Origin of the sequence: Rhizobium halophilum, assembly GCF_021648825.1 — a bacterium.
In the GTDB taxonomy this organism is placed as follows: Bacteria; Pseudomonadota; Alphaproteobacteria; order Rhizobiales; family Rhizobiaceae; genus Neorhizobium; species Neorhizobium halophilum.
In genome coordinates this window covers 578,177-604,712 of sequence record NZ_JAKJHS010000001.1, presented here as the reverse complement: position 1 = coordinate 604,712, position 26,536 = coordinate 578,177, and the positions used below count along the sequence as shown (strand labels likewise).

The 26,536-nt window shown below is 62.1% G+C and carries 25 protein-coding genes and 1 pseudogene; 16 read left to right on the top strand and 10 right to left on the bottom strand.

Annotation, left to right across the window (positions count from 1 at the left end):
- Positions 1 to 220: 220 nt before the first annotated feature.
- Complete coding sequence (locus tag LXM96_RS03070; RefSeq protein ID WP_239996872.1) at positions 221 to 1,327, top strand: TRAP transporter substrate-binding protein; 1,107 nt, start codon at positions 221 to 223, stop codon at positions 1,325 to 1,327.
- A 95-nt stretch (positions 1,328 to 1,422) separates the two neighbouring features.
- Here LXM96_RS03070 and LXM96_RS03065 read toward each other — a convergent pair whose 3' ends face one another.
- On the bottom strand, positions 1,423 to 3,399 hold the full coding sequence (locus LXM96_RS03065; RefSeq protein ID WP_239996871.1) for a TRAP transporter large permease: 1,977 nt from the start codon (positions 3,397 to 3,399) through the stop codon (positions 1,423 to 1,425).
- Positions 3,400 to 3,402: 3 nt separating this feature from the next.
- Positions 3,403 to 3,963 (bottom strand): TRAP transporter small permease subunit, encoded by a 561-nt coding sequence (locus tag LXM96_RS03060; RefSeq protein ID WP_239996870.1) that lies wholly within the window; start codon positions 3,961 to 3,963, stop codon positions 3,403 to 3,405.
- 372 nt (positions 3,964 to 4,335) lie between these two features.
- Here LXM96_RS03060 and LXM96_RS03055 point away from each other — a divergent pair, with 372 nt between their 5' ends.
- The 9 genes from LXM96_RS03055 (at position 4,336) to LXM96_RS03015 (ending at position 12,960) form a co-directional block, all read left to right on the top strand.
- Positions 4,336 to 6,627, top strand: coding sequence for a putative bifunctional diguanylate cyclase/phosphodiesterase (locus tag LXM96_RS03055; RefSeq protein ID WP_239996869.1), 2,292 nt, complete (start codon positions 4,336 to 4,338; stop codon positions 6,625 to 6,627).
- Positions 6,628 to 6,759: 132 nt separating this feature from the next.
- Positions 6,760 to 7,515 carry an N-acyl amino acid synthase FeeM domain-containing protein gene (locus LXM96_RS03050; protein ID WP_239996868.1) on the top strand — a complete coding sequence of 252 codons (756 nt, stop codon included), beginning with the start codon at positions 6,760 to 6,762 and terminating at the stop codon, positions 7,513 to 7,515.
- A gap of 177 nt (positions 7,516 to 7,692) precedes the next feature.
- Positions 7,693 to 7,917: an aa3-type cytochrome c oxidase subunit IV gene (locus LXM96_RS03045; protein ID WP_239996867.1), complete on the top strand. Its 225-nt coding sequence runs from the start codon at positions 7,693 to 7,695 to the stop codon at positions 7,915 to 7,917.
- 78 nt (positions 7,918 to 7,995) lie between these two features.
- Positions 7,996 to 9,321 carry a Re/Si-specific NAD(P)(+) transhydrogenase subunit alpha gene (locus tag LXM96_RS03040; protein ID WP_239996866.1) on the top strand — a complete coding sequence of 442 codons (1,326 nt, stop codon included), beginning with the start codon at positions 7,996 to 7,998 and terminating at the stop codon, positions 9,319 to 9,321.
- Positions 9,321 to 9,731: an NAD(P) transhydrogenase subunit alpha gene (locus LXM96_RS03035; protein ID WP_239996865.1), complete on the top strand. Its 411-nt coding sequence runs from the start codon at positions 9,321 to 9,323 to the stop codon at positions 9,729 to 9,731. The genes LXM96_RS03040 and LXM96_RS03035 overlap by 1 nt, the downstream gene beginning before the upstream one ends.
- Positions 9,732 to 9,744: 13 nt before the next feature.
- Positions 9,745 to 11,145, top strand: a complete 1,401-nt coding sequence (locus LXM96_RS03030; RefSeq protein ID WP_239996864.1) for an NAD(P)(+) transhydrogenase (Re/Si-specific) subunit beta — start codon at positions 9,745 to 9,747, stop codon at positions 11,143 to 11,145.
- Between the two features lie 121 nt (positions 11,146 to 11,266).
- Entirely contained in the window at positions 11,267 to 11,533 is a 267-nt protein-coding gene (locus LXM96_RS03025) for a ribbon-helix-helix domain-containing protein (RefSeq protein WP_239996863.1), read from the top strand.
- Positions 11,534 to 11,588: 55 nt separating this feature from the next.
- Positions 11,589 to 11,807 carry a hypothetical protein gene (locus LXM96_RS21710; protein ID WP_239997195.1) on the top strand — a complete coding sequence of 73 codons (219 nt, stop codon included), beginning with the start codon at positions 11,589 to 11,591 and terminating at the stop codon, positions 11,805 to 11,807.
- A gap of 133 nt (positions 11,808 to 11,940) precedes the next feature.
- Entirely contained in the window at positions 11,941 to 12,960 is a 1,020-nt protein-coding gene (locus tag LXM96_RS03015; protein ID WP_239996862.1) for an LLM class flavin-dependent oxidoreductase, read from the top strand.
- Positions 12,961 to 12,988: 28 nt separating this feature from the next.
- On the opposite strand, the gene LXM96_RS03010 is transcribed toward LXM96_RS03015, so the two are convergent.
- Positions 12,989 to 13,873, bottom strand: a complete 885-nt coding sequence (locus tag LXM96_RS03010) for a tetratricopeptide repeat protein (RefSeq protein ID WP_239996861.1) — start codon at positions 13,871 to 13,873, stop codon at positions 12,989 to 12,991.
- Positions 13,874 to 13,992: 119 nt separating this feature from the next.
- On the bottom strand, positions 13,993 to 14,223 hold the full coding sequence (gene rpsU / locus LXM96_RS03005; protein WP_239996860.1) for a 30S ribosomal protein S21: 231 nt from the start codon (positions 14,221 to 14,223) through the stop codon (positions 13,993 to 13,995).
- Positions 14,224 to 14,483: 260 nt separating this feature from the next.
- On the opposite strand from rpsU, the gene LXM96_RS03000 reads away from it, so the two are divergent.
- The 6 genes from LXM96_RS03000 (at position 14,484) to soxG (ending at position 21,273) form a co-directional block, all read left to right on the top strand.
- Positions 14,484 to 15,458: a zinc-binding dehydrogenase gene (locus tag LXM96_RS03000; RefSeq protein WP_239996859.1), complete on the top strand. Its 975-nt coding sequence runs from the start codon at positions 14,484 to 14,486 to the stop codon at positions 15,456 to 15,458.
- A 202-nt stretch (positions 15,459 to 15,660) separates the two neighbouring features.
- Positions 15,661 to 15,945 (top strand): DoxX family protein, encoded by a 285-nt coding sequence (locus LXM96_RS21830; RefSeq protein ID WP_394801872.1) that lies wholly within the window; start codon positions 15,661 to 15,663, stop codon positions 15,943 to 15,945.
- Positions 15,946 to 16,113: 168 nt separating this feature from the next.
- Positions 16,114 to 17,367 carry a sarcosine oxidase subunit beta family protein gene (locus tag LXM96_RS02990; protein WP_239996857.1) on the top strand — a complete coding sequence of 418 codons (1,254 nt, stop codon included), beginning with the start codon at positions 16,114 to 16,116 and terminating at the stop codon, positions 17,365 to 17,367.
- Between the two features lie 18 nt (positions 17,368 to 17,385).
- A complete protein-coding gene (locus tag LXM96_RS02985) occupies positions 17,386 to 17,727 on the top strand; it encodes a sarcosine oxidase subunit delta (RefSeq protein WP_239996856.1) in 342 nt (113 codons plus the stop codon).
- Entirely contained in the window at positions 17,724 to 20,714 is a 2,991-nt protein-coding gene (locus tag LXM96_RS02980) for a sarcosine oxidase subunit alpha (RefSeq protein ID WP_239996855.1), read from the top strand. The genes LXM96_RS02985 and LXM96_RS02980 overlap by 4 nt, the downstream gene beginning before the upstream one ends.
- On the top strand, positions 20,707 to 21,273 hold the full coding sequence (soxG, locus tag LXM96_RS02975) for a sarcosine oxidase subunit gamma family protein (RefSeq protein ID WP_239996854.1): 567 nt from the start codon (positions 20,707 to 20,709) through the stop codon (positions 21,271 to 21,273). The genes LXM96_RS02980 and soxG overlap by 8 nt, the downstream gene beginning before the upstream one ends.
- Before the next feature lie 16 nt (positions 21,274 to 21,289).
- Here the strand turns inward: soxG and LXM96_RS21565 are convergent, their stop codons facing one another.
- The 6 genes and pseudogenes from LXM96_RS21565 to glgX all read right to left on the bottom strand — a co-directional run bounded on the left by LXM96_RS21565 (position 21,290) and on the right by glgX (position 26,535).
- A complete protein-coding gene (locus tag LXM96_RS21565) occupies positions 21,290 to 21,415 on the bottom strand; it encodes a hypothetical protein (protein ID WP_262913454.1) in 126 nt (41 codons plus the stop codon).
- Positions 21,415 to 21,654 carry a hypothetical protein gene (locus tag LXM96_RS02970; RefSeq protein WP_239996853.1) on the bottom strand — a complete coding sequence of 80 codons (240 nt, stop codon included), beginning with the start codon at positions 21,652 to 21,654 and terminating at the stop codon, positions 21,415 to 21,417. The genes LXM96_RS21565 and LXM96_RS02970 overlap by 1 nt, the downstream gene beginning before the upstream one ends.
- A pseudogene (locus LXM96_RS02965) lies at positions 21,651 to 22,697 on the bottom strand (DUF2332 domain-containing protein). Before LXM96_RS02965 ends, LXM96_RS02970 begins: the two are co-directional and overlap by 4 nt.
- 18 nt (positions 22,698 to 22,715) lie before the next feature.
- A complete protein-coding gene (locus tag LXM96_RS02960) occupies positions 22,716 to 23,960 on the bottom strand; it encodes an SAM-dependent methyltransferase (protein ID WP_239996852.1) in 1,245 nt (414 codons plus the stop codon).
- 59 nt (positions 23,961 to 24,019) lie between these two features.
- The gene (locus LXM96_RS02955) at positions 24,020 to 24,508 is read right to left on the bottom strand and encodes a MaoC family dehydratase (RefSeq protein ID WP_239996851.1); all 489 of its coding nucleotides are present in this window, start codon (positions 24,506 to 24,508) and stop codon (positions 24,020 to 24,022) included.
- A gap of 80 nt (positions 24,509 to 24,588) precedes the next feature.
- The gene (gene glgX, locus LXM96_RS02950) at positions 24,589 to 26,535 is read right to left on the bottom strand and encodes a glycogen debranching protein GlgX (protein ID WP_239996850.1); all 1,947 of its coding nucleotides are present in this window, start codon (positions 26,533 to 26,535) and stop codon (positions 24,589 to 24,591) included.
- Position 26,536: the final 1 nt, after the last annotated feature.

Genomic DNA, 26,536 nt, shown 5'->3' with positions numbered 1-26,536 from the left:
TGGGAAAAGCTCCTTCCGCCCAATCTTTAAGCATATGGTCAACAATCTCCCACGACTGGCCCGTTCTTGCGCAGGTTCCCGGATTCGTTGCAAAATTCCTGCTTCCAACACTAAGGAATGAGAGCCGAATACTTGCACACTGCAGGGCGACATGGTTACTTCGCCGCACCGTCGGGACAGGGAAAAGCACCTCCCGACCAGTTTCAACCGGGAGGTATTAATGGATCGTCGTTCGTTCATCAGGAAGGCTGCCGTGACAGGCGCGGGCGCAGCTGCTGCGACCACACTTGCGGCTCCGGCCATCGCGCAGCAAAATCCCAAGGTAACCTGGCGTCTCACCTCCTCTTTCCCCAAGTCTCTCGACACCATCTACGGCGGCGCTGAGGACATTGCGCGCCATGTTTCCGAAGCGACCGACGGGAATTTCACCATTCAGCCGTTCGCTGCCGGTGAGATCGTGCCTGGCCTGCAAGCGCTTGACGCCGTCAGTGCCGGCACCGTGGAAATGGCCCATACCTGCTCGTACTATTTCGTCGGAAAGGATCCGACGTTCGCAATCGGCAGTGCCATTCCGTTTGGCCTCAACGCGCGCCTGAGCAACGCCTGGTTCTACCAGGGCAACGGCAACAAGCTGCTCAACGAGTTCTACGCGACCCACAACGTCTACAGCATTCCTTCGGGCAACACCGGTGCTCAGATGGGTGGATGGTTCCGCAAGGAGATCAATACCGTTGAAGACTTCCAGGGCGTCAAGATGCGCATCGCAGGCATTGCCGGGCGGGTGATGGAGAAGCTCGGGGCCGTTCCGCAGCAGATCGCGGGCGGCGATATTTATCCTGCGCTCGAAAAAGGCACGATCGATGCGGCCGAGTGGATTGGCCCCTATGACGACCAGAAACTTGGTTTCCACAAGGTTGCCAAGTATTACTACTATCCGGCCTTCTGGGAGGGCGGTCTGATCATTCACTCCTTCATGAACCTCGACAAGTGGAACGAGCTGCCGAAGAACTATCAGGCTGCGCTGACCGACGCTTGCGCCTTCGCCAACACCAACATGATGGCGAAGTACGACATGAAGAATCCGACCGCTATCAAGCAGCTGGTGGCGGAAGGGGCGATCCTGCGGCCTTTCAGCCAGGAGATCCTCGAAGCCTGCTTCAACGCCGCCCAGGAGGTTTACGCAGAGATTTCAGGATCGAACGAAGCATTCAAGAAGATCTACGACGATCAGGTGGCCTTCAAGCGGGAAGGCTATCTTTGGATGCAGCTGTCGGAATACACCTACGACACCTTCATGATGATCCAGCAGCGCAACGGCAAGCTCTGATCAGACGAACCTGTCGCAAAAGAAATGGCCCGGGCAGCTATGTCCGGGCCATTTTCTTGGAAGGGTTGCGCGGGCGACCTCAGTCGCCCCCGTCATCACTGATTGATCGGCGGTGGCTGGCTGAGGTCCGGTTGTGCCGGTTGTTGGGCGGCTGCAGGTTGCTCTGTTTGCGCTGGCGGCTGGCCCGGGAGACCCTGTAGCGGTGGCAAGCCGATCTGTGGCGCGGCCGGCTGTGCCGGCTGCGGTTCGGGCTGCTGTCCGCCCAGATCGAGCGGAGGCAAGCCGAGCGCTGGCGGCGTTGCTGGCGCGGTCGAGTTGGGTGCCTGCTGTCCTCCGCCGAGGCCGAGCGGAGGCAGGCCGAGATTGGGTGCGTTGCCGCCACCAGCCCCACCGCTTCCCCCCTGTCCGCCAATCGGCGGGAGGCCGAAGTTGGGGCCGCTGTTGTTCTGGCCTCCAAACCCAGGGATCTCGATCTGGAAATCCGCCGGATTGGCTGCAGGCGTCTCGGCCTTGTAGTGCATCACCAAGCCCGGGAAGAAGATGACCACCAGGATCATCAGGAACTGGATGACAATGTACGGGAAGACGCCCTTGTAGATTTCCGTCGTCTTCATCGCCGGCATGGTCTTCTTGGTCACCTTGTCCAGCCATGGCGAGGCGGGAGCGATGGAACGCAGGAAGAATAGCGAGAAGCCGAACGGCGGAGTCAGGAACGACGTCTGCAGGTTGATGCTGAGCATAATGCCGAACCAGACCAGGTCTATCCCATGCGCTTCTGCCACCGGTGCCAGCAAGGGCACCATGATGAAGGCGATCTCGAAGAAATCGAGGAAGCAGCCGAGAATGAAGACGATGATCGTTACGACGATCAGGAAGCCGTAGTCTCCGCCGGGGAGCGCCAGCAGCAGTTCCTCGATCCAGACATTGCCGTTGATGCCGTAGAAGGTCAGGCCGAAGACGCGCGCGCCGATCAGGATCATCATGACAAAGGCGGAAAGCTTGGTGGTGGCTTCCAGCGCGTTCTTCACAATGCCGAAGTTCAGTCGACCCTTTCCAAGCGCCAACAGAAGTGCGCCGGTTGCACCCATCGCGCCGCCTTCTGTTGGCGTCGCGATGCCGAGGAAAATGGTGCCGAGGACGAGGAAGATCAGCGCCAGCGGCGGCACAAGAACGATGATAACCTGCTCGGCGAGCCGTGAGATGATCTTCTTTTCAAGCCGGCTGTTGATCAGTGCCACCGCATAGGCCGTTCCCACGGCGAAGGCCATGGCGGTGACCAGCTGCCATTCCGGACTGCCGATGGCCGTGAAAAGCACGTGCATGCCGAGATAATAGAGGGCGATGGAGACCAGGAGCATCACGCCGAGCGAGGTCACGCCATTGCCGAGCGTGCGGGCTTCCATCGGAAGTGCCGGCGCCCATTGCGGCTTCAACATGGAGATGGCGAAGATGTAGAGGCAGTAGACTCCCACGATCATCAGTGCTGGATAGAGGGCACCAACATACATGTCCCCTACCGAACGGCCGAGCTGGTCAGCCATGACGATCAGCACGAGCGATGGCGGGACGATCTGGGCGAGCGTCCCGGAAGCTGCGATCGTGCCGGCCACCAGCGGCCGCTGGTAACCGTAGCGCATCATGATCGGCAGGGAGATCAGGCCCATGGCCATGACCGAGGCCGCAACCACGCCGGTGGTGGCGCCAAGCAGCGCGCCAACGAGGATGACGGCATAGGCGAGGCCGCCGCGTACCGGCCCGAAGAGCTGGCCGATCGTGTCCAGCAGGTCTTCCGCCATTCGGGAGCGCTCGAGAATGATCCCCATGAAGGTAAAGAAGGGGATCGCCAGCAGCGTATCGTTATACATGATGCCGTAGATGCGCTCGGGGTGCGATTGCAGCAGCGGCCAGAACAGCCGGATTTCCGGCGAGATGGCGGAGAGTTCCACGCCGATCACGAAGTAGAGCAGGCCCCCGGCGGCAAGCGTGAAGGCGACAGGATAGCCGAGCAGCAGCATCAGCATGACGCTGGAGAACATCACCAGCGGCAGATTATGGGCAATGAAGTCAATCACGCGTCAGACCTCCGTCGCTGCAGGCGGCATTTCGCCGGCAGTGTCATGGCGCGGATCCTCCAGCCGTCCGGTGATGACGGCATAGCGCTTGATGATCTCGGAGAAGGCCTGCAGCAGGAGCAGCAGGAACCCCAGCAGCACAACCAGTTTTGCCGGCCAGATGGTGAGGCCCCCCGCATTGGAGGAAATTTCGCCGGAGTTGAACGACAGCCAGAACCATGGCCAGGCCAGGTAGGCCATGAGCCCAGCGAAGGGAACAAGGAAGATGATGTGCAGGACGAGGTCGATGATATCGCGCGTGCGCTTCGTCCACATGGAAGACAGGATGTCGATGCGCACATGCTCGTTCTTCAGGAGGGCATAGGCTGCCGCCATCATGAAGGCTGTACCGAACAGGTACCACTGCACCTCCAGCCAGGCATTAGACGACATGTCGAGTGCCTTGCGCAGGATGGCATTGCCGGCGCTGATCAAGACAGCAGCCAAAAGCAGCCATGACACGGATTTTCCGACTGCCGTCGTCACGGCATCGATCGCGCGAGAAAGCGCGAGCAGCGCAGCCATATTCCCCTCCTGTTGAAGCCTGCGGCGATCCTGCCGCTCACGTGGTGAGGAGAAAGCAGTCGCCAAAGCTCATAATCGAGGGCGACCTGTATTGGCTGGGCGGCGAAAAATCAATTGCGGCGCTGGCCGGTTCACTTGATTTTCAGACGCTGTGACCCAGCGGCTCCAAGTCACTGGCCCAAAATCCGAGCACGTTTCATTTTTCTTCTGGCTCCCGCGAAGTCAGCTGCGATAATGCAAGTTTCTTGAAAGCGGCTTTGAGATGTTGTTAAGCAAAGGCTGAAATACAGTCGGCTCGATCAGGAAGCAGGCTATACCTGAAAATTAAGGGGTTTGGGCGAGGATGCTGCTGAAGTCGAGGGGCAGAGTCGAATGATGGGGCGACAGGCGACGCTGCCGACAGATGTTTATCTGTCCTTCGTCAGCTCGCTGTTTGGAAATCGAGGCACATTGGTGACCGGCGTGGTCGTCCACGTCGTCTGGTGTGTGATCGTTTTCAGTTACACGGGATCATGGTTCTACCTCTATGCTGGCGCCGGCTTCCCGTTGGTGTTTGCTCTTCGCTATGCCGACTTTCTGCGATTCGACAGGGTTGACAAGGCCTCGCTGACCGACCGGGACATCAGTCGATGGGAGCGACGCTACGTCATCGGCGCGACGCTTCTGGCCCTCCTGCTCGGCACGACCAGCGGCCATGCCATGCTCGTCCTCAAGGACAGCTTCGTCGCCTTTACCTGCATTGCCATGACGATGGGTTCGATGATGTCGATCGTCGGCCGCAACTATGGATCGCGCCACGCGGTAAACTTCCAGACGCTCGGATGCTGCGTGCCCATCATCCTCGCCTGTGTCGCCAGTGGCGATCTGCACCTGGCGATGATGTCTCTGTTGCTCATTCCTTTCGGTTTGACGACGCGGTCGATGGCGAATGGCGTGCGGGAGTTTCTCTACGAGAACGTTCTGGCCACCAGAAAAAACCGACTCATCGCGAACCAGTTGGATCTCGCGCTTACGACCATCGCGCACGGTCTCATCATGCTCGACCACGAAGGGCGGATCGAGGTGGTCAACCGCCGAGCCTGCGATCTGCTTGGTCTGCCGGAGGCCTCCGAGATCCAGGGCCTTTCGCTGGTCGGCGTCCTCGATGCACATGGCAGCTACCGACCCACGAAGGTGGTCTGCGAGGTGAAGAAGCTTGTGAGCGGCAGCCTCGATCGGACCGTCTTCCAGTTGCGGGCTGAGTTGCACGTGGAGTTCTCCGCCAGTCGGCGTGAGGATGGTGGTGTTGTCTTGATCTTCGAGGATGTCACTGCCCGCGTGGCCGCTGACGAGAAGATCCTGCACATGGTGCAGTACGATACGCTGACCGGGCTTGCCAATCGCGCCCATTTCGCTGCCTTGGCTGCGGCCGAACTCCACCAACGGCCTGCCCAAACGCTTGCTGCTCTGGTCGTCCTGGACCTTGAAGGCTTCAAGCATGTCAACGATCTGCGCGGGCACGTGGTGGGCGACCGGCTTCTGATGGCAGTGGCAAGCCGGCTTTCGGCGCAATTCGGCCGGGATATTCTGGCCGGTCGGCTGGTGGGCGATGAATTCACCCTCTTTTTGCTTGCGCAGGATCGGTCGGAGTTGGAAGCGCGAGTCCAGCAGGTCCATCGCGAAATCCAGCAGGCCTATGAATTGCCAGATCTGCGCATTTCCATCTCCGCCAATGCGGGCTGTGTCGTGGCGCCGGCGGATACCTTCGACATGGAGAGCTGGCTGGTGAGGGCAGACCTCGCGCTGCGGGATGCGCAGGCCAAAGGAAATGGCTCGCTATCCCTCTTTCGTCCCGAGATGGACGCTCGCTACGTCGAGGAACAAAAGTTGCGGGCAGATCTGCGGGTGGCGGTGGCAGAGCGTCGGCTCGCCGTCGTCTACCAGCCGATGTACGTCGCTGACGGTAGCAAGATCGAGTGTATGGAGGCCCTTGTCCGCTGGAGACATCCCGAGAAGGGCATGATCCCCCCGAACGTCTTCATCCCGATGGCAGAGGAGATGGGGATCATCTCCCAGATCACGGCATTCGTTCTGGAGCGTGCCTGCGAGGAGTGCAGCGGCTGGGCGCGTCCGGTTGCAGTTTCCGTCAATCTCTCCGTCTACGATCTGCTCGATCCCGAACTTGTCGTGACCGTATCCGCCACGTTATCGCGCTTGGCCTTGCCACCGGCGCGCCTTCACCTGGAGGTCACCGAAAGCTCCTTCATCGATGATCCTGTTTCCGTAGGCAGGGTGCTGCATCAGCTGCGGGAAAAGGGCATTACGATTGCTGTGGACGATTTTGGCACCGGTTTTTCCAGCCTCAGCTATCTCACCTCACTGCCCCTGGACCTCGTCAAGCTCGATCGGGCGTTCGTGCGCGATCTGACATTGGAGCCGAAGCGGATCAAGCTTCTTCGCGGGATCGCACAGATGTCCCGCGACCTTGGGCTGCGGGTCGTGATCGAGGGCGTGGAAACAGCCGAACAGCTTCAACTCATCAACGACAACCACTTCGCTGATCTGGTTCAAGGTTATCTTTTCTCTCCGCCGGTCGATCCGCATGTTGCTGCAGCCATGGTGCAAACAGCACGCCGGGTCCCGGCATCGAGAGGGTCGCGCAAGCGCGTCAAGCCCAACTCTTAAGCCCCGCTGCATGTCTAGGAGAGGGCGGCGCGGATTAACCATCTGTGTCGAAATAGCACGCCCCGCCTGCCCTTAAACATCCACATTGCGTGAACTCCGGTTAACCTCTCGTTAACCTAGGAGAGTGTCCGCATGTCCCCCACCAGTTCCATAGCAACCAAAGACTTTTCCAAGAAGCTCCTTTCCGTTCTGGATGCAATCGAATACCGCCGTATCGAGAGCCAGGAAGATTTCGAAGACATCGCCCGACTTCGGTACAAGGCGTACCAGGAAAGAGGCGTGCTTCCGCGCTCTGCGAGCAGCATGCTGGATGAGGTCGACTTCGACGACCACGCCTATGTTTTCGGTATCTACCTGCACGAAGAGCTGGTCAGCACCATCCGGGTACACCATGTGACGCCGTCACACCGGATCAGCCAGTCCTCCGGCGTATTTCCGGATGCGGTGAACGCCTTCCTCGATGCGGGAATGACGTTGATCGATCCTGCGCGCCTTGCGATCGATCCCGACCTGGACGGGGAGCGGATGGCGCTTCCTTATCTAACGGTGCGACCGACAATCCTCGCCGCCATCTATTTCAATGCCGATCGGATGCTGCAGCATATCCGGCCCGCGCATTCCGCGTTTTATCGACGCTACTTCTATGCAGACACGGTTGTGCCTGCCACCTTCGCGGACATGTATGGTTTCGACCTGACGCTTCTTGCGTCACGCACGCGCGAGATCGGCCCAAAGCTGCTCAGCCGCTTCCCAATATACGAGTCGCAACCCTACGAGCGCCGGCTGATGTTCGATCGTTCTGCGATCAGCGGAATGGCGCCGCTCACGATCCTGCCTACCGCCCGGCTGGCGCGATCCAGCATCAAGAGTGGTGGCCGCCTGATGTGATCGCGGGCGTGGAACGCCTGCGCCATAAGCTGCCATTGCGCTTTATGGCTGCTTTGTGTAAGGCCTGAAACAATGCCCGCTCCGCCGTATTCAACGATCTGGGGCGGTAAGATCAGGTATCTGACGGCCGTTGCTGCGCTTGGTCGGCGCATGCGCGCCGCGCAAGGGAGACGATAAATGGACAACCACAGCACCGGACCCGTGGAAACAGGCGCACAGATGGATTACGCCGAGCACGAGAAAACCTACGGCGGCTTCCTGACGCTCACCAAGTGGGGCACCATGCATCTCGTGGTGCTGATGATCGCGATGGCCGCCGGCTTCTTCGGCGGTGCAGGCTTCTTCGGCGCGCTGATCATCTTCATCGTCCTGAACGCAGCCGGGTTCTACCTGCTTCGGTAACGAGCACGCCGGATAAGTCGATGAGGACAGGTACAACATGGTTGTGCCTGTGAGGGCAGAGACGGGGAGGGGCGTGTCTTGGCGAAGTTAGTTTTCGTACCTCGCGAGAGGGCGGGTGAGGACCGGGTTGCGGCCTCGGCGGAGACGGTAAAGCGTCTTGCCGGGCTCGGATTGGATGTTGTGGTCGAATCGGGAGCCGGTATCGCATCCGGGATTCCGGATGCGGATTACCAGGCGGCGGGAGCACGTATCGGCGGATCCGGTGATGCCGCCTCTGCCGATATCGTCCTCAAGGTAAACCGCCCCGAAGGCGAGGAAATCTCATCCTACAAATCCGGCGCGGCGGTCTTCGCCAGCATGAACCCTTACGGCCAGGACGCCGCCATCGCCCGGATGGCGCAGGCCGGTCTAACCACCTTTGCCATGGAACTCATGCCGCGCATCACGCGCGCTCAATCCATGGACGTACTGTCGTCCCAAGCCAATCTTGCGGGATACCGCGCGGTCATCGACGCGGCCCATGAATTCGGCCGGGCGCTGCCGATGATGATGACGGCGGCGGGAACGGTTCCAGCGGCCAAGGTGTTCGTTATGGGGGCAGGCGTGGCCGGACTGCAGGCGATCGCCACCGCCCGCCGGCTCGGAGCGGTCGTAACCGCCACGGATGTGCGCCCCGCTGCCAAGGAGCAGGTCGCGTCGCTCGGCGCAAAGTTCATCGCGGTCGAAGACGACGAGTTCAAGGCGGCCGAGACTGCCGGCGGCTATGCCAAGCAGATGTCGAGCGACTATCAGGCGAAGCAGGCGGCCCTGGTCGCAGACCACATCGCCAAGCAGGACATCGTCATCACCACGGCCCTCATTCCTGGCCGCCCGGCGCCGCGTCTCGTCACCCGCGCCATGCTCGCCTCGATGAAGCCGGGATCCGTTGCTGTCGACCTTGCGGTGGAGCGGGGCGGCAATATCGAGGGATCGGTGAAGGGTGAGGTTGCGACCGTCGAGGGCGTCAAGGTCATCGGCTACGCGAACGTGCCAGGACGTGTTGCTGCCTCCGCTTCGGCGCTATACGCCAAAAATCTCTTCGCCTTCTTGGAGACGATGGTCGACAAGGAGACCAAGGAATTCTCGGTCAATCCTGACGACGAACTGATCCAGGCAACCATGCTGACGCATGGCGGGCAGGTGGTTCATCCCAACTTCGCCGAGGCCGCGAACGCCGCTCGCGAAACGGCTGCGGCAGCAGTGCCCGCAGGTCCGGTCGCAACGAACGCTGCGGCGAAGCGGGCGGTCGCAAAGCCTGTCCGCAAGGCTGGCACGGCCGCTGCTGCGACCGAAGGGCTAGAAAAGCCGAAGCGGGTGCGCAAGAAGCCTGAGACGGCGACGCCGGGCGAGAAGGAGGAGCTTTGATGGCGAGCGATATGATGAACTCTGCGCTGGAGAGGCTCGACCAGGCCGTCGATGCGGTCCGGGTTGCCGCCGAGCAGGCGCCTGATGCGGTGGCGCAGGCCGCCCACGGTGTTTCCGGCGGTGCCATCGATCCCTTCGTCTTCCGGCTGGCGATCTTCGTGCTGGCGATCTTCGTCGGCTATTATGTTGTCTGGTCCGTCACGCCGGCTCTCCACACGCCGCTGATGGCGGTGACGAACGCGATCTCCTCCGTCATCGTGGTTGGCGCGTTGCTGGCTGTCGGCATCTCGGCCAGCGGCTATGCCACGGGCTTCGGCTTCGTGGCGCTGGTGCTGGTCTCAGTCAACATCTTCGGCGGCTTCCTGGTGACGAGCCGGATGCTGGCCATGTACAAGAAAAAAGAACGCTGAGGGTCCTGGGAACATGTCGCAGAACCTCGCAGCCTTCCTCTATCTTGTCTCCGGTGTGCTGTTCATTATGGCGCTTCGCGGTCTTTCCCACCCGACCACCAGCCGCCAGGGCAATCTCTACGGTATGGTCGGCATGGGAATCCCCATCGGCACGACGCTGCTGCTCGCGACACCGAGCTTCGGCGGGCTTGTCCTGATCGTCGTGGCGCTTGCCATCGGCGGCGGCGCCGGCGCCTATATCGCCCGCACCATCCCAATGACGGCGATGCCGCAGTTGGTCGCCGGCTTTCACTCGCTGGTCGGTCTGGCTGCGGTTATGGTCGCCGCAGCAGCTCTTTATGATCCCGTCTCCTTCGGAATCGGCGCCGTCGGTGAAATCCATGCCCAGGCGCTGGTCGAAATGGCGCTCGGCGCGGCGATTGGGGCGATCACCTTTACCGGCTCCGTCATCGCCTTCCTCAAGCTGGATGGGCGCATGTCCGGCAAGCCGATCCTGCTGCCGTTCCGGCACGTGATCAACATCGGGCTCTTGCTTGCTATCCTCGTCTTCATCGTCAGCCTCACCCAGACGGAAAGCCACGCGCATTTCTGGCTGATCATCGTCCTGTCGCTGGCGCTCGGCGTGCTGCTGATCGTTCCGATCGGCGGCGCCGACATGCCGGTCGTCGTTTCGATGCTGAACTCATATTCCGGCTGGGCCGCCGCCGGCATTGGCTTTACGCTGGGCAACCTGGCGCTGATCATCACCGGTGCGCTGGTCGGCTCGTCGGGTGCGATCCTCTCCTACATCATGTGCAAGGGGATGAACCGCTCCTTCATCTCCGTCATCCTTGGCGGTTTTGGTGGTGAGACCGCCGCGGCCGGCGCAGACGACGGCGTGCAGCGGACGGTGAAGCAGGGCTCCGCCGACGACGCGGCCTTCCTCATGCAGAACGCTCAGAAGGTCATCATCGTGCCGGGCTATGGTATGGCGGTCGCCCAGGCGCAGCATGCGCTGCGGGAACTGGCCGACACGCTGAAGGAACACGGCGTCGAGGTGAAATACGCGATCCACCCGGTGGCCGGCCGCATGCCTGGCCACATGAACGTGCTGCTGGCCGAGGCCAATGTTCCCTATGACGAGGTCTTTGAGCTGGAAGACATCAATGGCGAGTTCGCGCAGGCGGATGTCGCCTATGTGATCGGCGCCAATGACGTTACCAACCCTGCGGCGCGCGACGACAAGTCCTCGCCCATCTACGGCATGCCGATCCTGGACGTCGACAAGGCGCGGACCTGTCTCTTCGTCAAGCGCTCGCTCGGCTCCGGCTATGCCGGCATCGACAATACGCTGTTCTACAAGGACGGCACGATGATGCTGCTCGGCGACGCCAAGAAGATGACCGACGACATCGTCAAGGCGATGAAGCACTAAGCTTTTGCTTGCGAGTAGCGAGTAGCGAATAGCCATTAGTTAGAGAGCCCGGTTTGCTGCCAGGCTTTTCTCGTTCTTGGGAATCATGTCAGAATGCTGAAGCTCAGAACCGGCGAGTTGGATGGTTACCGTCACCGTATCGCTTCCAGAATCGGCAAAGGACTGGCTGGATGAGCAGGTTCGCCGCGGTCCTTACGCAACTGCAGGCGATTATCTGACGCAGCTCATCTTGCGCGAGCGTGCGCAACGCGGGGAGGAGCTTACGATTGAGGAGTTGCGTGATCTCCTGTCAGCATCCCGGCATAGTGGTGTGAGCCCACGGAAGGTGTCCGAATTTTTCTCTGAGGCGGAGAAGGTTGCGGAGCAGTGGAAAGCGGGACGTGGCTGAACAAAGGCTGACACGTCAGGCAGAGGTGGATCTGCTAGATATCTTCCTCTATGGCATGGAAACCTTCGGGCATTTGCAGTCGCAGACTTATGCAACGTCCATGGAGCGCTGCCTCGAGCTGTTGGCGGAAAATCCGCGAATAGGGCGGCTCGCGCCCTACTTGGGCTCGAGGTTCGAAGGCATGAACATGTCGGTCACGTCATTCTATTCGAAGAGGCAGAGTTCGGCATTCTTGTGCTGGCGATCCTGCACAAGAGGGTGTTGCTTCGACTGAAGCCGTAGACGGCTTCCCGTTCAGCATCATCGAACAATCCGTCACGGTCCCTTTCCTCCCTCAGCCCTGACGAAGCGCGTGGTGCCACGCCATATAGGGTGAAACTGAGTTTGCGCTTCCTAAGGAGCACCCCATGAAAAAAATCGGCTTTCTTTCCTTCGGCCACTGGGCGCCCTCGCCGCAATCGGGCACGCGCTCGGCCGGTGACGCGCTGCTGCAGTCGATCGATCTTGCCGTCGCGGCTGAAGAGCTCGGCGCCGACGGCGCCTACTTCCGTGTCCACCATTTTGCCCGCCAGCTTGCCTCGCCGTTCCCGCTGCTTGCCGCCGTCGGCGCCAAGACCAGCAAGATCGAGATCGGCACCGGCGTGATCGACATGCGCTACGAGAACCCGCTTTACATGGCCGAGGACGCCGGTGCCGCAGACCTGATCTCGGGCGGACGCCTGCAGCTCGGCATCAGCCGCGGATCGCCGGAGCAGGTGATCGATGGCTGGCGCTATTTCGGCTACGAGCCGCAGGACGGTCAGAGCGACGCCGACATGGGCCGCCGCCATGCGGAGGTGTTTCTTGACGTGCTGAAGGGGGAAGGCTTCGCCAAGCCGAACCCGCGGCCGATGTTCCCCAACCCGCCGGGCATGCTGCGCCTGGAGCCTTACTCCGAAGGGCTGAGGGAGCGCATCTGGTGGGGCGCCGGTTCGAACGCGACGGCTGTCTGGGCCGCCAAGCTCGGCATGAACCTGCAGTCCTCGACGCTGAAGGACGACGAGACGGGCGAAGCCTTCCACATTCAGCAGGCCAAGCAGATCCGCGCCTATCGTGATGCCTGGAAGGAAGCCGGCCATACGCGCACGCCACGCGTTTCGGTGTCGCGTTCGATCTTCGCCATCGTCAACGACATGGACCGCGCCTATTTCGGCCGCAGCAAGGATCAGGATTCGATCGGCTATATCGACGCGAACACGCGCGCGATCTTCGGACGGTCCTATGCGGCGGAGCCGGATGCGCTCGTCGAGGAACTACGGCAGGACGAGGCTGTGGCTGAGGCCGATACGCTGCTCCTCACCGTGCCGAACCAACTGGGCGTCGAGTACAACGCCCACGTTATCGAAGCGATCCTGAAGCACGTCGCGCCGGCGCTCGGCTGGCGGTAGGGTCGCCGGCGTCCAGTTGCCGAAGGCCTCAGCTGGTGCGGGTGCGGGCGAGGCCATCCTTGGCCGGCTGGTAGTTCGGATCGAGCCGGGCCGCGTGGGCGAAGGATTTGGCAGCGCGGGCCCTGTCGCCGCGTGTCTCGTAGACAAGGCCTTGGTTGGTCCAGGACTCTGCAAGCTTGTCGTTGTAGCTGATGGCCGTGTTGATGTCGGCAAATGCGTTCTCGTCATCGCCGGTGGCGAGGTAGGAGACGGCGCGGCCGTTGTAGGGTTCAGGCGAGCTTGGCGAAAGCGAGATGGCCTTCGAGAAGTCCTCGATCGCCTGCGCATGCTGGCCACGAAGCTGGTAGATCAGTCCGCGGTTGTGGTAGGCGCGGCCGTCGGTTGTGTCGAGCTGGATGGCGCGGTTGAAGTCGTTGAAGGCCTCGTCGGTGCGGCCCGCCTGCCGATAGATATTGCCGCGGCCAATATAGGCGACGTCGTAGTTCGGGTTCAGCTGCAGCGCGCGGTTGTAGTCATTGGCGGCTTCCACGGGCTTGCCCATGTTGCGGTAGACGAGCGCGCGGTTGGCATAGGCCTGATAGAACTGCGGGTTGAGCTGGATGGCGCGGTCGAAATCCTCCAGCGCCCGATTGAACTCTCCGGCGCGACCGTAAGCGGAGCCGCGAACGTTGTAGCCCTCCGGATTGTTCGGGTTGCTGTTGATGACGGCTGTCAGCGAGCCGATATTCTCTTCCGAACCCTGTGCGCGGTCGAGGGTGATCAGGTCGGTGGTTTGGGACGTGGTCGAGCAGCCGGCGAGGAGCGCCGCCGCCGCGAGAGCTAGAGCGGGAAGCGTGGCGCTGCTGCGAACTGATGCGATGATAGCCGGGGTTTCGAATGTTGCGAGAGAAGGAGCAGCAGTCTTGAAGGCCATCAGGCGCAGTTCCTCGTATTTTTGCAGGAGCGGACGGTTCGTCCGGACAAAGTAAAAGCGGAGGCGCCATCGTCGCCCCCGCCTTATTAACACGTCAAAAACGTCTAAAAAACGACCGATTAACGGGCGGTGCGAGCCGGAGCTGCGATCAGACCTTCGCGCTGCAGGCGCTTGCGGGCCAGCTTGCGGACGCGGCGAACCGCTTCGGCCTTTTCGCGAGCACGCTTTTCAGAAGGCTTTTCGTAATAGTCGCGCATCTTCATTTCCCGGAAGATGCCTTCACGCTGCATCTTCTTCTTGAGAGCGCGGAGAGCCTGATCAACGTTGTTGTCGCGGACAAGTACCTGCACGTGTAAACCCGTTCCTTTGGTTGGTTATTCGCCAAGAATCGACCAGATCCACGGCGAAAGAATGACTTTGCCCGGCGGGAAGCCGTGCGATTGGACGAGGCAGTTAGCAGAAAGCGTGCCGCAAGTCCATATGCCATAGGGGTTGTGGCTTCAAATTCCTGCAAGCCGAGCCTCCTGCCTTTCAACCTTTCAGGCCCACACTATATCGGTGTCCTCAGATACGAGGTCCCATCCTCATCTGGCATAAAAAGGAGAGCTCCATGCGCAGCGTAGCCCATTCGCGATTCGGAGATCCAGCGGAAGTGCTGGAGATTCGTGAGGTGGAGATGCCGGTGCCGGCAGCCGGCCAGATCCGTGTGAAGATGGTGATGGCATCCATCCACAATCACGACCTGCTGACGGTGAGCGGCGACTACGGCTACAGGCCCGCACTTCCCGCGCCGGCGGGGACAGAGGCGATGGGCATTGTCGACGCGCTGGGGAATGGCGTAACCCATCTGAAGGTTGGCCAGCGTGTCGCAGCGTCGGGCCAGGGGACTTGGGGCGACTACTATCTCGCTGCGGCCGCTTCGGCCGTGCCCGTACCGGACGACATCTCCGACGAGGCCGCAGCGCAGCTGGTTTCCATGCCGCTCAGTGCTTTGACCCTCCTCGATTTCATCGGTGTGGGTCGCGGGGGCTGGATCGTTCAGAACGCTGCCAACGGCGCCGTCGGCAAGGCGCTGGCAAAGTTCGCGGAGCGGCGCGGCGTCAATGTGGTTGGCCTCGTCCGCCGACAGACGGCTGTCGAAGAATTGGCGGCGCTCGGCATCGGCAATGTCGTTTCTACTTCAGACCACGGCTGGAAAGACCACGTGGCGGCCATCACACAGGGCGCTCCGATCGTGGGTGCCGTCGACGGCATTGGCGGGCCGGATGCGGGCGACCTGCTGTCGCTCCTCGGGGAGAAGGGGGTATTGGTTTCCTTCGGCCTGATGTCTGGACGCCCGCTCGAGCTCTCGGCCAGCGACCTCATCTTCAAGGAAGCATTGGTGAAGGGCTTCTGGTTGTCCAAGATTGCTCCGACGCTGGGTGCCGACAAGCTGAGAAGCCTGATATCCGAGATCGTTCAAGCAGTGGCGGCCAGAGACGTCAGGCTGACGGTGTCGGAGGTGTTTCCCCTTTCCGACGTTGGGCGCGCAGCGGCGGCTGCAGCGGAGCCGGGCCGCAAGGGCAAGGTCCTGCTGAAGCCATGATGCCGTCTGCAGCATCGTCCATTCGCAACGAGAGACGGTGTTGATGGCGCACAGCGGAGGCAGTGCGCGTCGAAGAGACGGCTGGCGTAGACGTTGTCGCGCGCTGCTCGCGTGTTTCTATGGCCTGGCCGGCATCCTGCACGTTGCCTTTCCGCGTCCATTTCTAAGCATCACGCCCTCCTGGGTCCCACAGCCCGAGACGGTGATCTTTCTGACCGGGCTTGCGGAAGTTTCGGGTGCGGTCGCCCTTCTTCGGCCTTCCTTGAGAGGCTATGCCGGGGTCGGCCTCGCGCTCTACGCCATCTGCGTTTTTCCAGCGAACGTGAAGCACGCGATGGATGCCTTGGGATCGGCCGAGGCTTCCTTATGGCAGTGGCTGTACCACAGCCTGCGCCTGCCGTTTCAACCCGTGCTCGTGTGGTTGCCTCTGTTTGCGACGGGTCTCCTCATGAAGGAAAGCGCCGACCGCTCATCGCAGGGACGGTGAAGTAAGCGCCCCATGCGTCCCTCCATCGTGCGCCGACGAGGCAGAATGTCACGCCCTCGTGTCGAAACAAATCCGCATGGAGTCGCAAAAGCGCTATTGCGGCTGGTGTCGATTTGCGATGGGTATGTCTACAAAGCACCCCTGGCACTGAGGAATTGAAAGGGCGTCATGCGCAAATATTCGGTCTTCGCTCTGGCTCGCGAAGCGCTGCGGGCGCACAAGGGTTGGGACGCCCAGTGGTCGTCGCCGGAACCGCGATCGAGCTATGACGTGATCATTGTCGGCGGTGGCGGACACGGCCTGGGAGCGGCGTACTACCTGGCCAAGGAGCACGGCATCACCAATGTTGCGGTGCTGGAAAAGGGCTGGCTCGGCGGCGGCAATACCGGTCGTAATACGACGATCATAAGGTCCAACTATCTCTATGAAGAGAGCATGGACATGTACGAGCATTCCCTGAAGCTGTGGGAAGGCTTGAGTCAGGATCTGAACTACAACGTCATGTATTCGCCACGCGGCGTGATGATGCTCTCGCACAACACGCATGACATGCAGAGCTTCAAGCGGCACATCAATGCCAACCGGCTCTATGGCATCGACAACGAATGGCTGACGCCGGAGCAGGCGAAGGCCTATTGTCCGCCGCTCGATATCTCCAAGACCGCACGCTACCCGATCAACGGGGCGGCCCTGCAGAAGCGGGGCGGCACGGCGCGCCACGATGCAGTCGCCTGGGGTTACGCCCGCGCCGCTTCCGACCGCGGCGTTCATATCATTCAGAACACCGAAGTCACCGGCATCCGCCGCGGACCGGACGGCGAGGTGACGGGGGTGGAGACCAATCGCGGCTTCATCGGCGCCAAGAAGATCGGCGTTTCGGCCGCAGGACATTCGTCCGTGGTGATGGAGATGGCGGGCGTTCGAGTGCCTCTCGCCTCCAACCCGTTGCAGGCGCTGGTATCGGAGCCACTTAAACCCATCTTCCCCTGCGTCGTGATGTCGAACACCGTGCATGCCTACATCTCGCAGTCGGACAAGGGCGAGTTGGTGATCGGCGCCGGTACCGATCAATACAACTCCTACAGCCAGACGGGCGGCCTGCAGATCATCACGCATACGCTGGACGCGATCTGCGAGCTCTTCCCGATGTTCCGCCGCGTCAAGATGATGCGCCAGTGGGGCGGCATCACCGACAACACACCGGATCGCTCCGCCATCCAGAGCGTCACACCGGTGCCGGGCCTCTTCGTCAACTGCGGCTGGGGAACGGGCGGCTTCAAGGCAACACCGGGCTCGGCAAACCTCTTTGCCCATCTGATCGCGAAGGGCGAGCCGCACAAGCTGGCCGCGGGCCTAACACTCGACCGCTTCCGCACCGGCCGCCTGATCGACGAAGCGGCAGCCGCCGCCGTGGCGCACTGATTTCCCGAGGATCCCCAGATGCTTCTGATCCACTGCCCCTATTGCGAGGAAGATCGCTCGGAACTGGAATTCCGCTGGGCCGGCGAAGCGCATATCGCGCGGCCCGACGCGATCGCCGACATTACCGACGAAGAGTTCGCCGAATACTTCTTCCTGCGCAACAACGAGAAGGGTCTGACCTACGAGCGCTGGCGCCATATCCATGGCTGCGGCCGCTTCTTCAATGCAGCGCGTGATACGGTAAGCGACCGGTTCCTGATGACCTACAAGGCCGGTTTGCCGAAACGGCCGGTGCCCGGCGTATCCGCAACGGAGAAGACCGTCGAAACCTATGAGCAGACGGAAGGAGATGCGCGATGAGCGGTTCTTCCCACGGCTCCGCCAAGAACCTCGGCGCTTTTCGCCTCAAGGGCGCAGGGCGCCTGACCCCGGCACGCACGTCGCGCTTCACCTTCGACGGCAAGAGCTATACGGCGATGGAGGGCGATACGGTCGCCTCCGCACTGCTGGCGCATGGCGTGCATCTTGTCGGCCGCTCATTCAAGTATCACCGCCCGCGCGGCATCCTGTCTGCCGGACCGGAGGAGCCCAATGCGCTCCTCGACGTGGCGCGCGACAGCGCACGCCGCCAGCCGAATGTCCGGGCGACCGTGCAGGAGGTGTTCGATGGTGCAAAGATATCCTCGCAGAACCGCTGGCCGTCGCTCGCCTTCGATGTGGGTTCGGTCAACAACCTGCTGTCGCCCTTCTTCCCGGCGGGCTTCTACTACAAGACGTTCAAATGGCCGCGGGAGGCATGGGAGAAGGTCTACGAGCCGATCATCCGTCGTGCGGCCGGCCTTGGCGTGGCGCCGAAGGAAGAGGATCCGGACCGCTATGCCAACCGCTTCGCCCATTGCGATGTGCTGATTGCGGGCGCTGGGCTGGCCGGGCTGACGGCAGCCCTTTCCGCGGCGGCGACGGGGGCGGAGGTGATCCTTGTCGACGAGCAGCCGCAGGTTGGCGGGGCGCTGCATTTCGAGACCTCCACGACGGTCGACGGGAAGAACGGCTTTGACTGGGCGCAGGAGACGGCGGCGAAGCTTGCCGCCATGCCGAACGTGCGCATCCTGACCCGCACCACCGTCTTCGGCTACTATAACCACGGCTTCCTTGGGCTCGCCGAGCGGGTGAGCGACCATCTCGATCGGCCGGGACGGGAAACGCCGCGCGAGCGGTTGTGGCAGGTGCGCGCGAAACGCGTGATCCTGGCGACAGGCGCGATAGAGCGTCACATGGTGTTTGCCAACAATGACCGTCCGGGCATCATGCTGGCGTCCGCAGCACGGACGTTCCTCAACCACTACGGCGTTGCCGTTGGCCGCAATGTTGGCGTCTACACCGCCCATGACAGCGCATATGAAGCCGCCTTCGACCTGAAGCGTGCCGGGGTCTCGATTGCTGCAATCGTCGACTGCCGCGAGCAACCGGGCGAGGCGGTTTTGGCGGAGGCGCGTGCGCTCGGCATCACCGTGCTGACAGGTCATTCCGTCATTGATACCACCGGGCGCCTGCGCATCAAGTCGATGACGGTTGCCCGCAACGGCAACATGGACATCCGCAAGATGGCGGTTGACGCGCTGATCGTATCCGCCGGCTGGACGCCGTCCGTGCATCTGTTTTCCCAGTCGCGCGGCAAGCTGCGCTGGGACGAGGCGAGCCAGCGCTTCCTGCCGGACATCTACGCGCAGGATTGCGTCTCGGTCGGCGCCTGCAACGGTACCGACGAGACGGATCTGCTGGTGGACGAAGCCATTTCCGCCGGCGGCGGCGCTGCGTCGGTCAACGCCGAGAGGCGCTTCGGCTGGAGCGGCGGCATGATCGGCGCGGCGGAAGGAGCAGGACCGGACACAAGGGTGAAGGCCTTCGTCGATTTCCAGCATGACGTAACGGCAAAGGACATCCGCCTTGCGGTGCGCGAAGGCATGCACTCGATCGAGCACATCAAGCGCTTCACCACCAACGGCATGGCATCCGACCAGGGCAAGCTTTCCAACATGCACGGGCTGGCGATTGCCGCCGAAATGCTGGACCGGCCGATCCCGCAGGTGGGGCTCACCACCTTCCGTGCCCCCTATACGCCGGTGACCTATGGAACGCTGGTGGCGCATTCGCGCGGCGAGTTATTCGACCCGGCACGCAAGACGCCAATGCACGATCTCGAAGCGGCTGAAGGCGCCGAGTTCGAGGATGTCGGCAACTGGAAGCGCGCCTGGTATTTCCCGAAGCGCGGCGAGGATATGGCGTCCGCGGTCAACCGCGAATGCCGCACGGTCCGCGACGTCGCGGGTGTCTTCGATGCCTCCACCCTCGGCAAGATCGAGGTGGTGGGGCCGGATGCGGCGCAGTTCCTCAACCTCCTCTACACGAATGCCTGGGACACGCTGAAGCCCGGCAGATGCCGCTACGGCATCATGACCCGCGAGGACGGCTTCGTCTACGACGACGGCGTCGTCGGCCGGCTGGCAGAGGATCGCTTCCACGTGACGACGACGACCGGCGGCGCACCGCGGGTGCTGCACCACATGGAAGACTATCTCCAGACGGAATTCCCGCATTTGAAGGTCTGGCTCACCTCCACGACCGAGCAGTGGGCGGTGATTGCCGTGCAGGGGCCGAAGGCGAGAGAGATCATCCAGCCGTTCGTCGAAGGGCTGGACATCTCCAACGAGGCCTTCCCGCATATGAGTGTGGCGGAGTGCGCAGTGATGGGCGTGCCAGCGCGGCTCTTCCGCATGTCGTTCACCGGCGAACTGGGCTTCGAGGTCAATGTGCCGGCGGATTACGGCCCGGCGGTTTGGACGGCGATCTGGGAGCGGGCGAAGAGCATGGGCGCCTGTCTCTACGGCACGGAAACCATGCACGTGCTGCGCGCCGAAAAGGGCTACATCATCGTCGGCCAGGACACCGACGGGACCGTGACGCCGGACGATGCGGGGCTCGGCTGGGCGGTTTCGAAGAAGAAGACCGACTTCGTCGGCATCCGTGGCCTGAAGCGTCCGGACCTCGTTCGCGACGGCCGCAAGCAGTTGGTGGGGCTGCTGACCAACCGTCCGAGCGACGTGCTGGAGGAGGGGGCGCAGATCGTTGCCGATCCCAATCAGCCGAAGCCGATGACTATGCTCGGCCACGTCACTTCGGCCTACTGGTCGGAGAACTGCGGCCGTTCGATTGCCATGGCGCTGGTCGCCGGCGGGCGGTCACGGATCGGCCAGACGCTCTATGTGCCGATGAAGGACAGGACGATTGCCGTCGAAGTGACAGACACGGTGTTCTTCGACAAGGAAGGAGGCCGCATCCATGGCTGAGATGTCTTCACCCGCCGCCGCGCGTACACTCGCGCTTTCAGGCGTTCGCGGACGCGCCGCTTCCCTTGCCGTCACGCCCGCCGCACCCGCGGAACGCATCTCGCTCAGGGCGCGATCAGAAGATGTCGCGGCCCTTTCCGCGGCGCTCGGACTGGAGCTGCCGACGAGGCCGAAGACGTCCGCCGCTAACAACGGGCGAACGGCGCACTGGCTCGGGCCGGACGAATGGCTGGTGATAGGCGAGGGCGAGAAGGGAAGCGGCCTGATGGCCGCCTGTGTGGCCTCCGGCGTGCTGCATTCGGCCGTCGACGTCTCCCATCGCAACACTGCGATACTGGTGGAGGGGGCCGGGGCGGCGGCAGCGATCAATGCAGGTTGCCCGCTGGACCTGTCGCTTAAGGCTTTTCCTGTCGGCGCCTGCACGCGCACGATCTTCGGCAAGGTGGAGATCGTGCTGCTGCGGACCGGTGAAGAAAGCTTCCGAGTGGAGGTCTGGCGGTCGTTTTCGGACTATGCCTATGCCTTGCTCGCCGAAGGGGCGCTCGACGCCACGTTCTGACGCGGCCGCCGGGCAGCTATTCGCCCGGCTGGCGGTGCTTGTGCTTGCGGTCGAGATCCCATTCGTGGAGGCGAAGGGCGAGATAGCCAAGCAGAACGATAATCGACGGTAGGACGATCGAGTAGAAGAACCAGAAATCCATCAGGCGAGCCTCCGGAGTGCGCGTCTTGCCTGGTAATGTAATAGAACTGCGCCGATTAACCAACCAATCAAGCTGATAATCATGCGCGAGCCGGGAATCGTGTTGAACACGGTCAGGTTATAGACATAGCCGGCCAGTGGTGTCGCTATGCCGACGGTGAAGCAGGCGGTGAATGCGCGATCGAGTGCATTGGCCAATAGCTTCGTCTGCTCGATCTCTGCCGCGTTGAGATCCGTCATTGCCAGCCCGTCCATTTGACCCAGCGGCCGTGGAAGTCAGCGCGACCGATCTCCTGGCGCTTGCCGCCCGGCCAAACCTGGAGGCGAAGGGCCGCACCATCAGGATTGTCGTCAGCTTCCAGTTCCAGACGCGCAAGAGGTGCGTCGGCGGTGGCGGGGCTTCCGGCGTCGGCGATGATGGCTTCGCCTTTGGCGCGATTCTCCGGCGGCAGGTATTGCCAAGCGATTGTGTGGTAGATGACCGTTGCGGCACCTTGCCGGTCCTTTGACAGCATCCGGGGCAGCCATGAGAGGGCATCGGCCCGGTCCACCGGCGGCGGCGCGGAGGCGGCGATCGACAGAGCTGCCTCCAGGCGCTCCATCCGGTCCCTCTGGTCGGCCCAGACATAGGACATCAGCCGCTGGCGATCTTCGGCGGAGGTCGGGTCGAGCGGGTTGAGGTCGCAGCCGCGGCGTGACGGACATCGAGGTGAGCGGTCGGCGGCTCTGAACCCTGCCAATCCGGCTGAAGATGAACGCGCGACGCCGGATCGCCCCATTCAAAGCTGCCGAGACGATAATGGTAGTAGTCCCACTGCAGGTTCAGGCCGGCACTAGCGCCGATCTCCAGCAGGTCGAGAGGCTTGCCGAACAGCTGGGCTAGGGTCAGGAAGCCCGGCAGGAGCGCACTGCTGCGGCGGATCTCGTTGGTCTGTGGCGCCGAGCGCAGACGGTCGGAGATGAAGTCCCCGTGCGTCTTCATGGCCGCCTTGACCGCACCCCACAGCTCGTCATCGGAGACCTCGTGCGGCGGGTAGACGGACGCCAATGCCTCGTCTTGTCGCGAAAGAACCAGGGCATGAAGGGCGCCGGCCAGCCGAAGGGCAAGAGCATCACCGGCGCCTGTTGGGTCATTGGGCCAGTTCAGGATCTCTTGCTCAACCCGGCCTTTGGCCTCCAGCCTTTCTCCAGCCAGCCGGGCTGGCTGTCAAAGGCGAGCCGAGGGTTTCGCAGGCGACAGCCTGCCGTTCGAAGGCCTGCCGGATCATGTCCTGCCTGTCCATGTTTCGCGCCGTCATCTTTTAGAGGGAGAGGTTCAGCGTCTTTTCCCGCTCGATGTAGTCTCGTTGCTTGTCGGTGATGTAATCGCGGGTGATGGGGGCGGCGTCTCGCTTGCGTGACATCTGCATGTGGAAGACGAGCTGGCTACCGGTGCGGAACATCATCTCCGCGCTGATCAGGTAGAATTCCCACATGCGGGCGAAGCGCTCGTCATACATGGCAATTACCCGCTCGCGGTTCTTCTCGAACCGCTCCGCCCAGTGGGAGAGCGTGATAGCGTAGTGAACGCGCAGGAACTCCAGGTCCATGACCCAGAGGCTATTCTTCTCGACGCTTTCGAACACTTCCGAGAGGGCAGGCGAATAGGCGCCGGGAAAGATGTATTTCCTGAGCCAGGGGCTTGCCATGCCGGGCGGGCTCATGTGGCCGATGGAGTGGAGGACGGCGATGCCATCGTCCGGCATCAGGTCGTTCAGGTGGGAGAAGAACTCGTCATAATGCTGCACGCCGACATGTTCGAACATGCCAACCGAGACGATGCGATCGAACTTGTCGTCGACGTCGCGATAGTCGCGGAGCTCGAACTTAACCCGATCGGAAAGGCCGGCCTGCTGTGCCCGCTCCGAGGCAAGCTTCTGCTGTTCCCTTGATAGGGTAACGCCGGTGACGCGGACGTTTTCGATCTGAGCCAGATACAGGGCAAGGTCGCCCCAGCCGCAGCCGATGTCGAGCACCGTCATGCCTTCCTTCAGGCAGAGCTTGGAGGCAAGTAGCCGCAGCTTGTTGCGCTGCGCCTGCTCCAGCGTTTCTCCCGGCTCGCGAAAATAGGCGCAGGAGTAGAGCATGTTGTCGTCGAGGAAGAGCCGGTAGAAGTCGTTGCCGAGGTCGTAATGGTGCGCGACGTTCTGCTGTGCCTCACCCTTCTTGTTCGACTGCTGGCGCTTGCGAAAGCGCATCTTGATCGAGCGGAGGGCCTTCTGCAGCGGATATGAGCCGAGCGACAGCCGATTGATGGAGAAGAGGGTCAGGAAGTCGCGAAGCGTCGAACCCTCCTCGAAGCGCATCGTCCCGTCCATGTAGGCTTCGCCGGCGGAAAGCTCCGGGTTGAACACCAGCGTGCGGTAGAGCCGCTTGTCGGTGAGGCGCATCGTCACCTCCGGGCCGGGCGCCTGGCCGCCGAAGACGTGACGCTTGCCATCGGCATCAATGACCGTCAGGCGTCCCTTCCGGATGAAGGACTTCATCATGTGGGAAAGCGGAAACATTCGTACCTCGCATATCGGTTGTAGACGATAGGATGGTCTGCGTATGCTTCAGGCTCGGCTCAAACCTCCGGCGGCCGATCTTTTGGATCAAACTGCACGATGGTAGTCCAGTTCGCCGTCAGTGCCGGCTTCTTCTCGTTCTCGATCTCGACGGATACGTCGTAGGTGGTCATCAGCATTCCGGCACCGCGGAAGCGGCAGTCACTCAGCGTGAAGTGCCCTCTCACGCGGGCGCCGCAGCGAACGGGTGACATGAAGCGGATCTTGTCGAAGCCATAGTTCAGCCCCATGGTCTGCTCGCGAATCTTCGGCAGGCAGCCGAAGTTCATTGCCGACAGAAGCGACAGTGTCAGGAAGCCGTGTGCGATGGTACCGCCGAACGGGCTTTCGGCTGCGGCGCGCGCGGGATCGACATGGATGAACTGGTGATCGAGCGTCGCATCGGCGAACTTGTCGATCATCTGCTGGTCGACGGTGATCCAGTTCGAGATCCCGAGAACCTGTCCCACCAGGCCCGGCACGTCCGCCAGCGATATTTCCCGCGCCATCTTGCCTCTCTGATTTCCGTCGTCTGGCAGCAATGTACAGACTTTGCGCCCGATGGGTAGCACATGCGTGCAATGCAGCGTCAGGCTAAGATGCAGAAGGTCACGCTGCGCGGGGGAACGATGCTTTCCCAAGGGCTCGCGTCCGGAAGGCTCAACCAGTCTCCCGCCAATGCGACGGGTTGGGCTTCCGGCGTACGATTGAAGATGACGGCGACCCAGGTCTGCCGTCCTGTCGTCGCGTCGTTCGTCTTCAGTCTGAGGGTGAGGACGGAGGCGTCCCCCCTTTCCCAGTCATCGGCCGTCATCGGCGTGCCGGAGGGATCAAACCAATCGATGTCGTCGCCAGCATCGGCAAAAAAGCCGGTTTCCGCGAAGACCGAAAACCGTTTGCGCAGCGCCGAGAGTTGCGCCGTGTGCTCGAGCAACTCGTTGTCGAGCGCCTCCCAGTTTACCCAGGTGATCGCGTTGTCCTGGCAGTAGGCATTGTTGTTGCCGCCCTGGCTACGTCCGGCTTCGTCGCCCATGGTCAGCATAATGGCACCGCGGCTGGCAAAGAGGGTGGAGAGCAGCGCCTTGACGTCGCGGCGGCGTTTCTTGGTAATGCCGGCGTCGTTGGTCGCCCCTTCGATGCCGTTGTTCCACGAGAAGTTGTCGTGGTGGCCGTCCCGGTTCTCCTCGCCATTGGCATGGTTGTGGCGTTCCTCATGCGAGACCATGTCCATCAGTGTGAAGCCGTCATGGGCGGCGATGAAGTTGACGCTGCGCGTGACGTGCTGGCCGTGGCGGGCGAAGATGTCCTGCGAGCCGGCAAGCCGCGTGGCGAGTTCTCCGAGCGTCCAGTGATCGCCGCGCCAGAAACGCCGAATATCATCGCGGGCGCGGTCGTTCCATTCCAGGAATGGTGGCGGGAAGTTGCCGAGCTGATAGCCGCCGGGGCCGATGTCCCAAGGTTCGGCGATCAGGATGCGGTCGGCAAGCACAGGATCCTTGATCATTGCCTGCAGGGTCTCGCTTTCGGCGGAAAATCCGTGGGGGCCACGCCCCAGGATCGGTGCCAGATCGAAGCGGAAGCCGTCGATCCCGGCATGCAGCACGAAGTGCCGTAGGCTGTCGAGGATCAGGCTTCGGACGAAGGGATGGTCGCAGGCGACGGTGTTGCCGGTGCCGGTATCGTTGACCAGCGTGCCCGGTTGGCCTTCCACATGGCGGAAGCAGGCGAGGTTGTCGAGGCCGCGCAGCGAGAGTGTCGGGCCTGCACGATCGCTTTCGCCGGTATGGTTGAAGACAAGGTCAAGGATGACGCCGATGCCGGCGTCGTGCAGCGCCGCCACCGTCTCGCGCAGTTCCCTGATGCCCCCGGGGCAAAGGCGCGGGTCGAGCGCCATGAAGCCGACCGGGTTATAGCCCCAGCCGTTGGTAAGCGCGAGCGGCGGCAGGTGCCGCTCGTCGATCCAGGCGGTGATCGGCATCAGCTCCACCGCGTCCACACCGATGCGCTTGAGGTGCGCGAGGACGGACGGGTGGGCGAGGGCGGCGATGGTGCCGCGCTGATGCTCGGGTATGTCCGGGTGGAGCATCGTGAAGGGACGGACGGCAATCTCGTAGATCAGCCCGCCGGTGCGGAAGAGCGGTGCTGTCTGTACAACCCTGTCGTGGCTGCGAAGGATCGCCTTCGGCATGAGAGAGGCGGTATCGACACCGTGTAGTCCCAGCTTTCGGTCATAGACAAAGGGCCGGTCGATCTCGGTGGCATAGGGGTCGAGCAGCAGTTTCGACGGATCGAACCACAGGCCTTGGTCCGGCTCGTAGGTGCCGAGGGCGCGATAGCCGTAGCGAGTACCTTCCGCCGCCTTCGGTACGGAAAGGCGGTGGATGTTATCCTCGCCGCGCTGCATCGGCAGGCGGGTCTCCCTGTTGCTCTCGTCGAAGAGGCAGAGGTCGATCGCCTGTGCGCCCTGCGACCACACAGCAAAGTCAGCGCCGTCGTTAGTGGTTCGAACACCGTCCGGGATTTCTTCGTCTGCCATC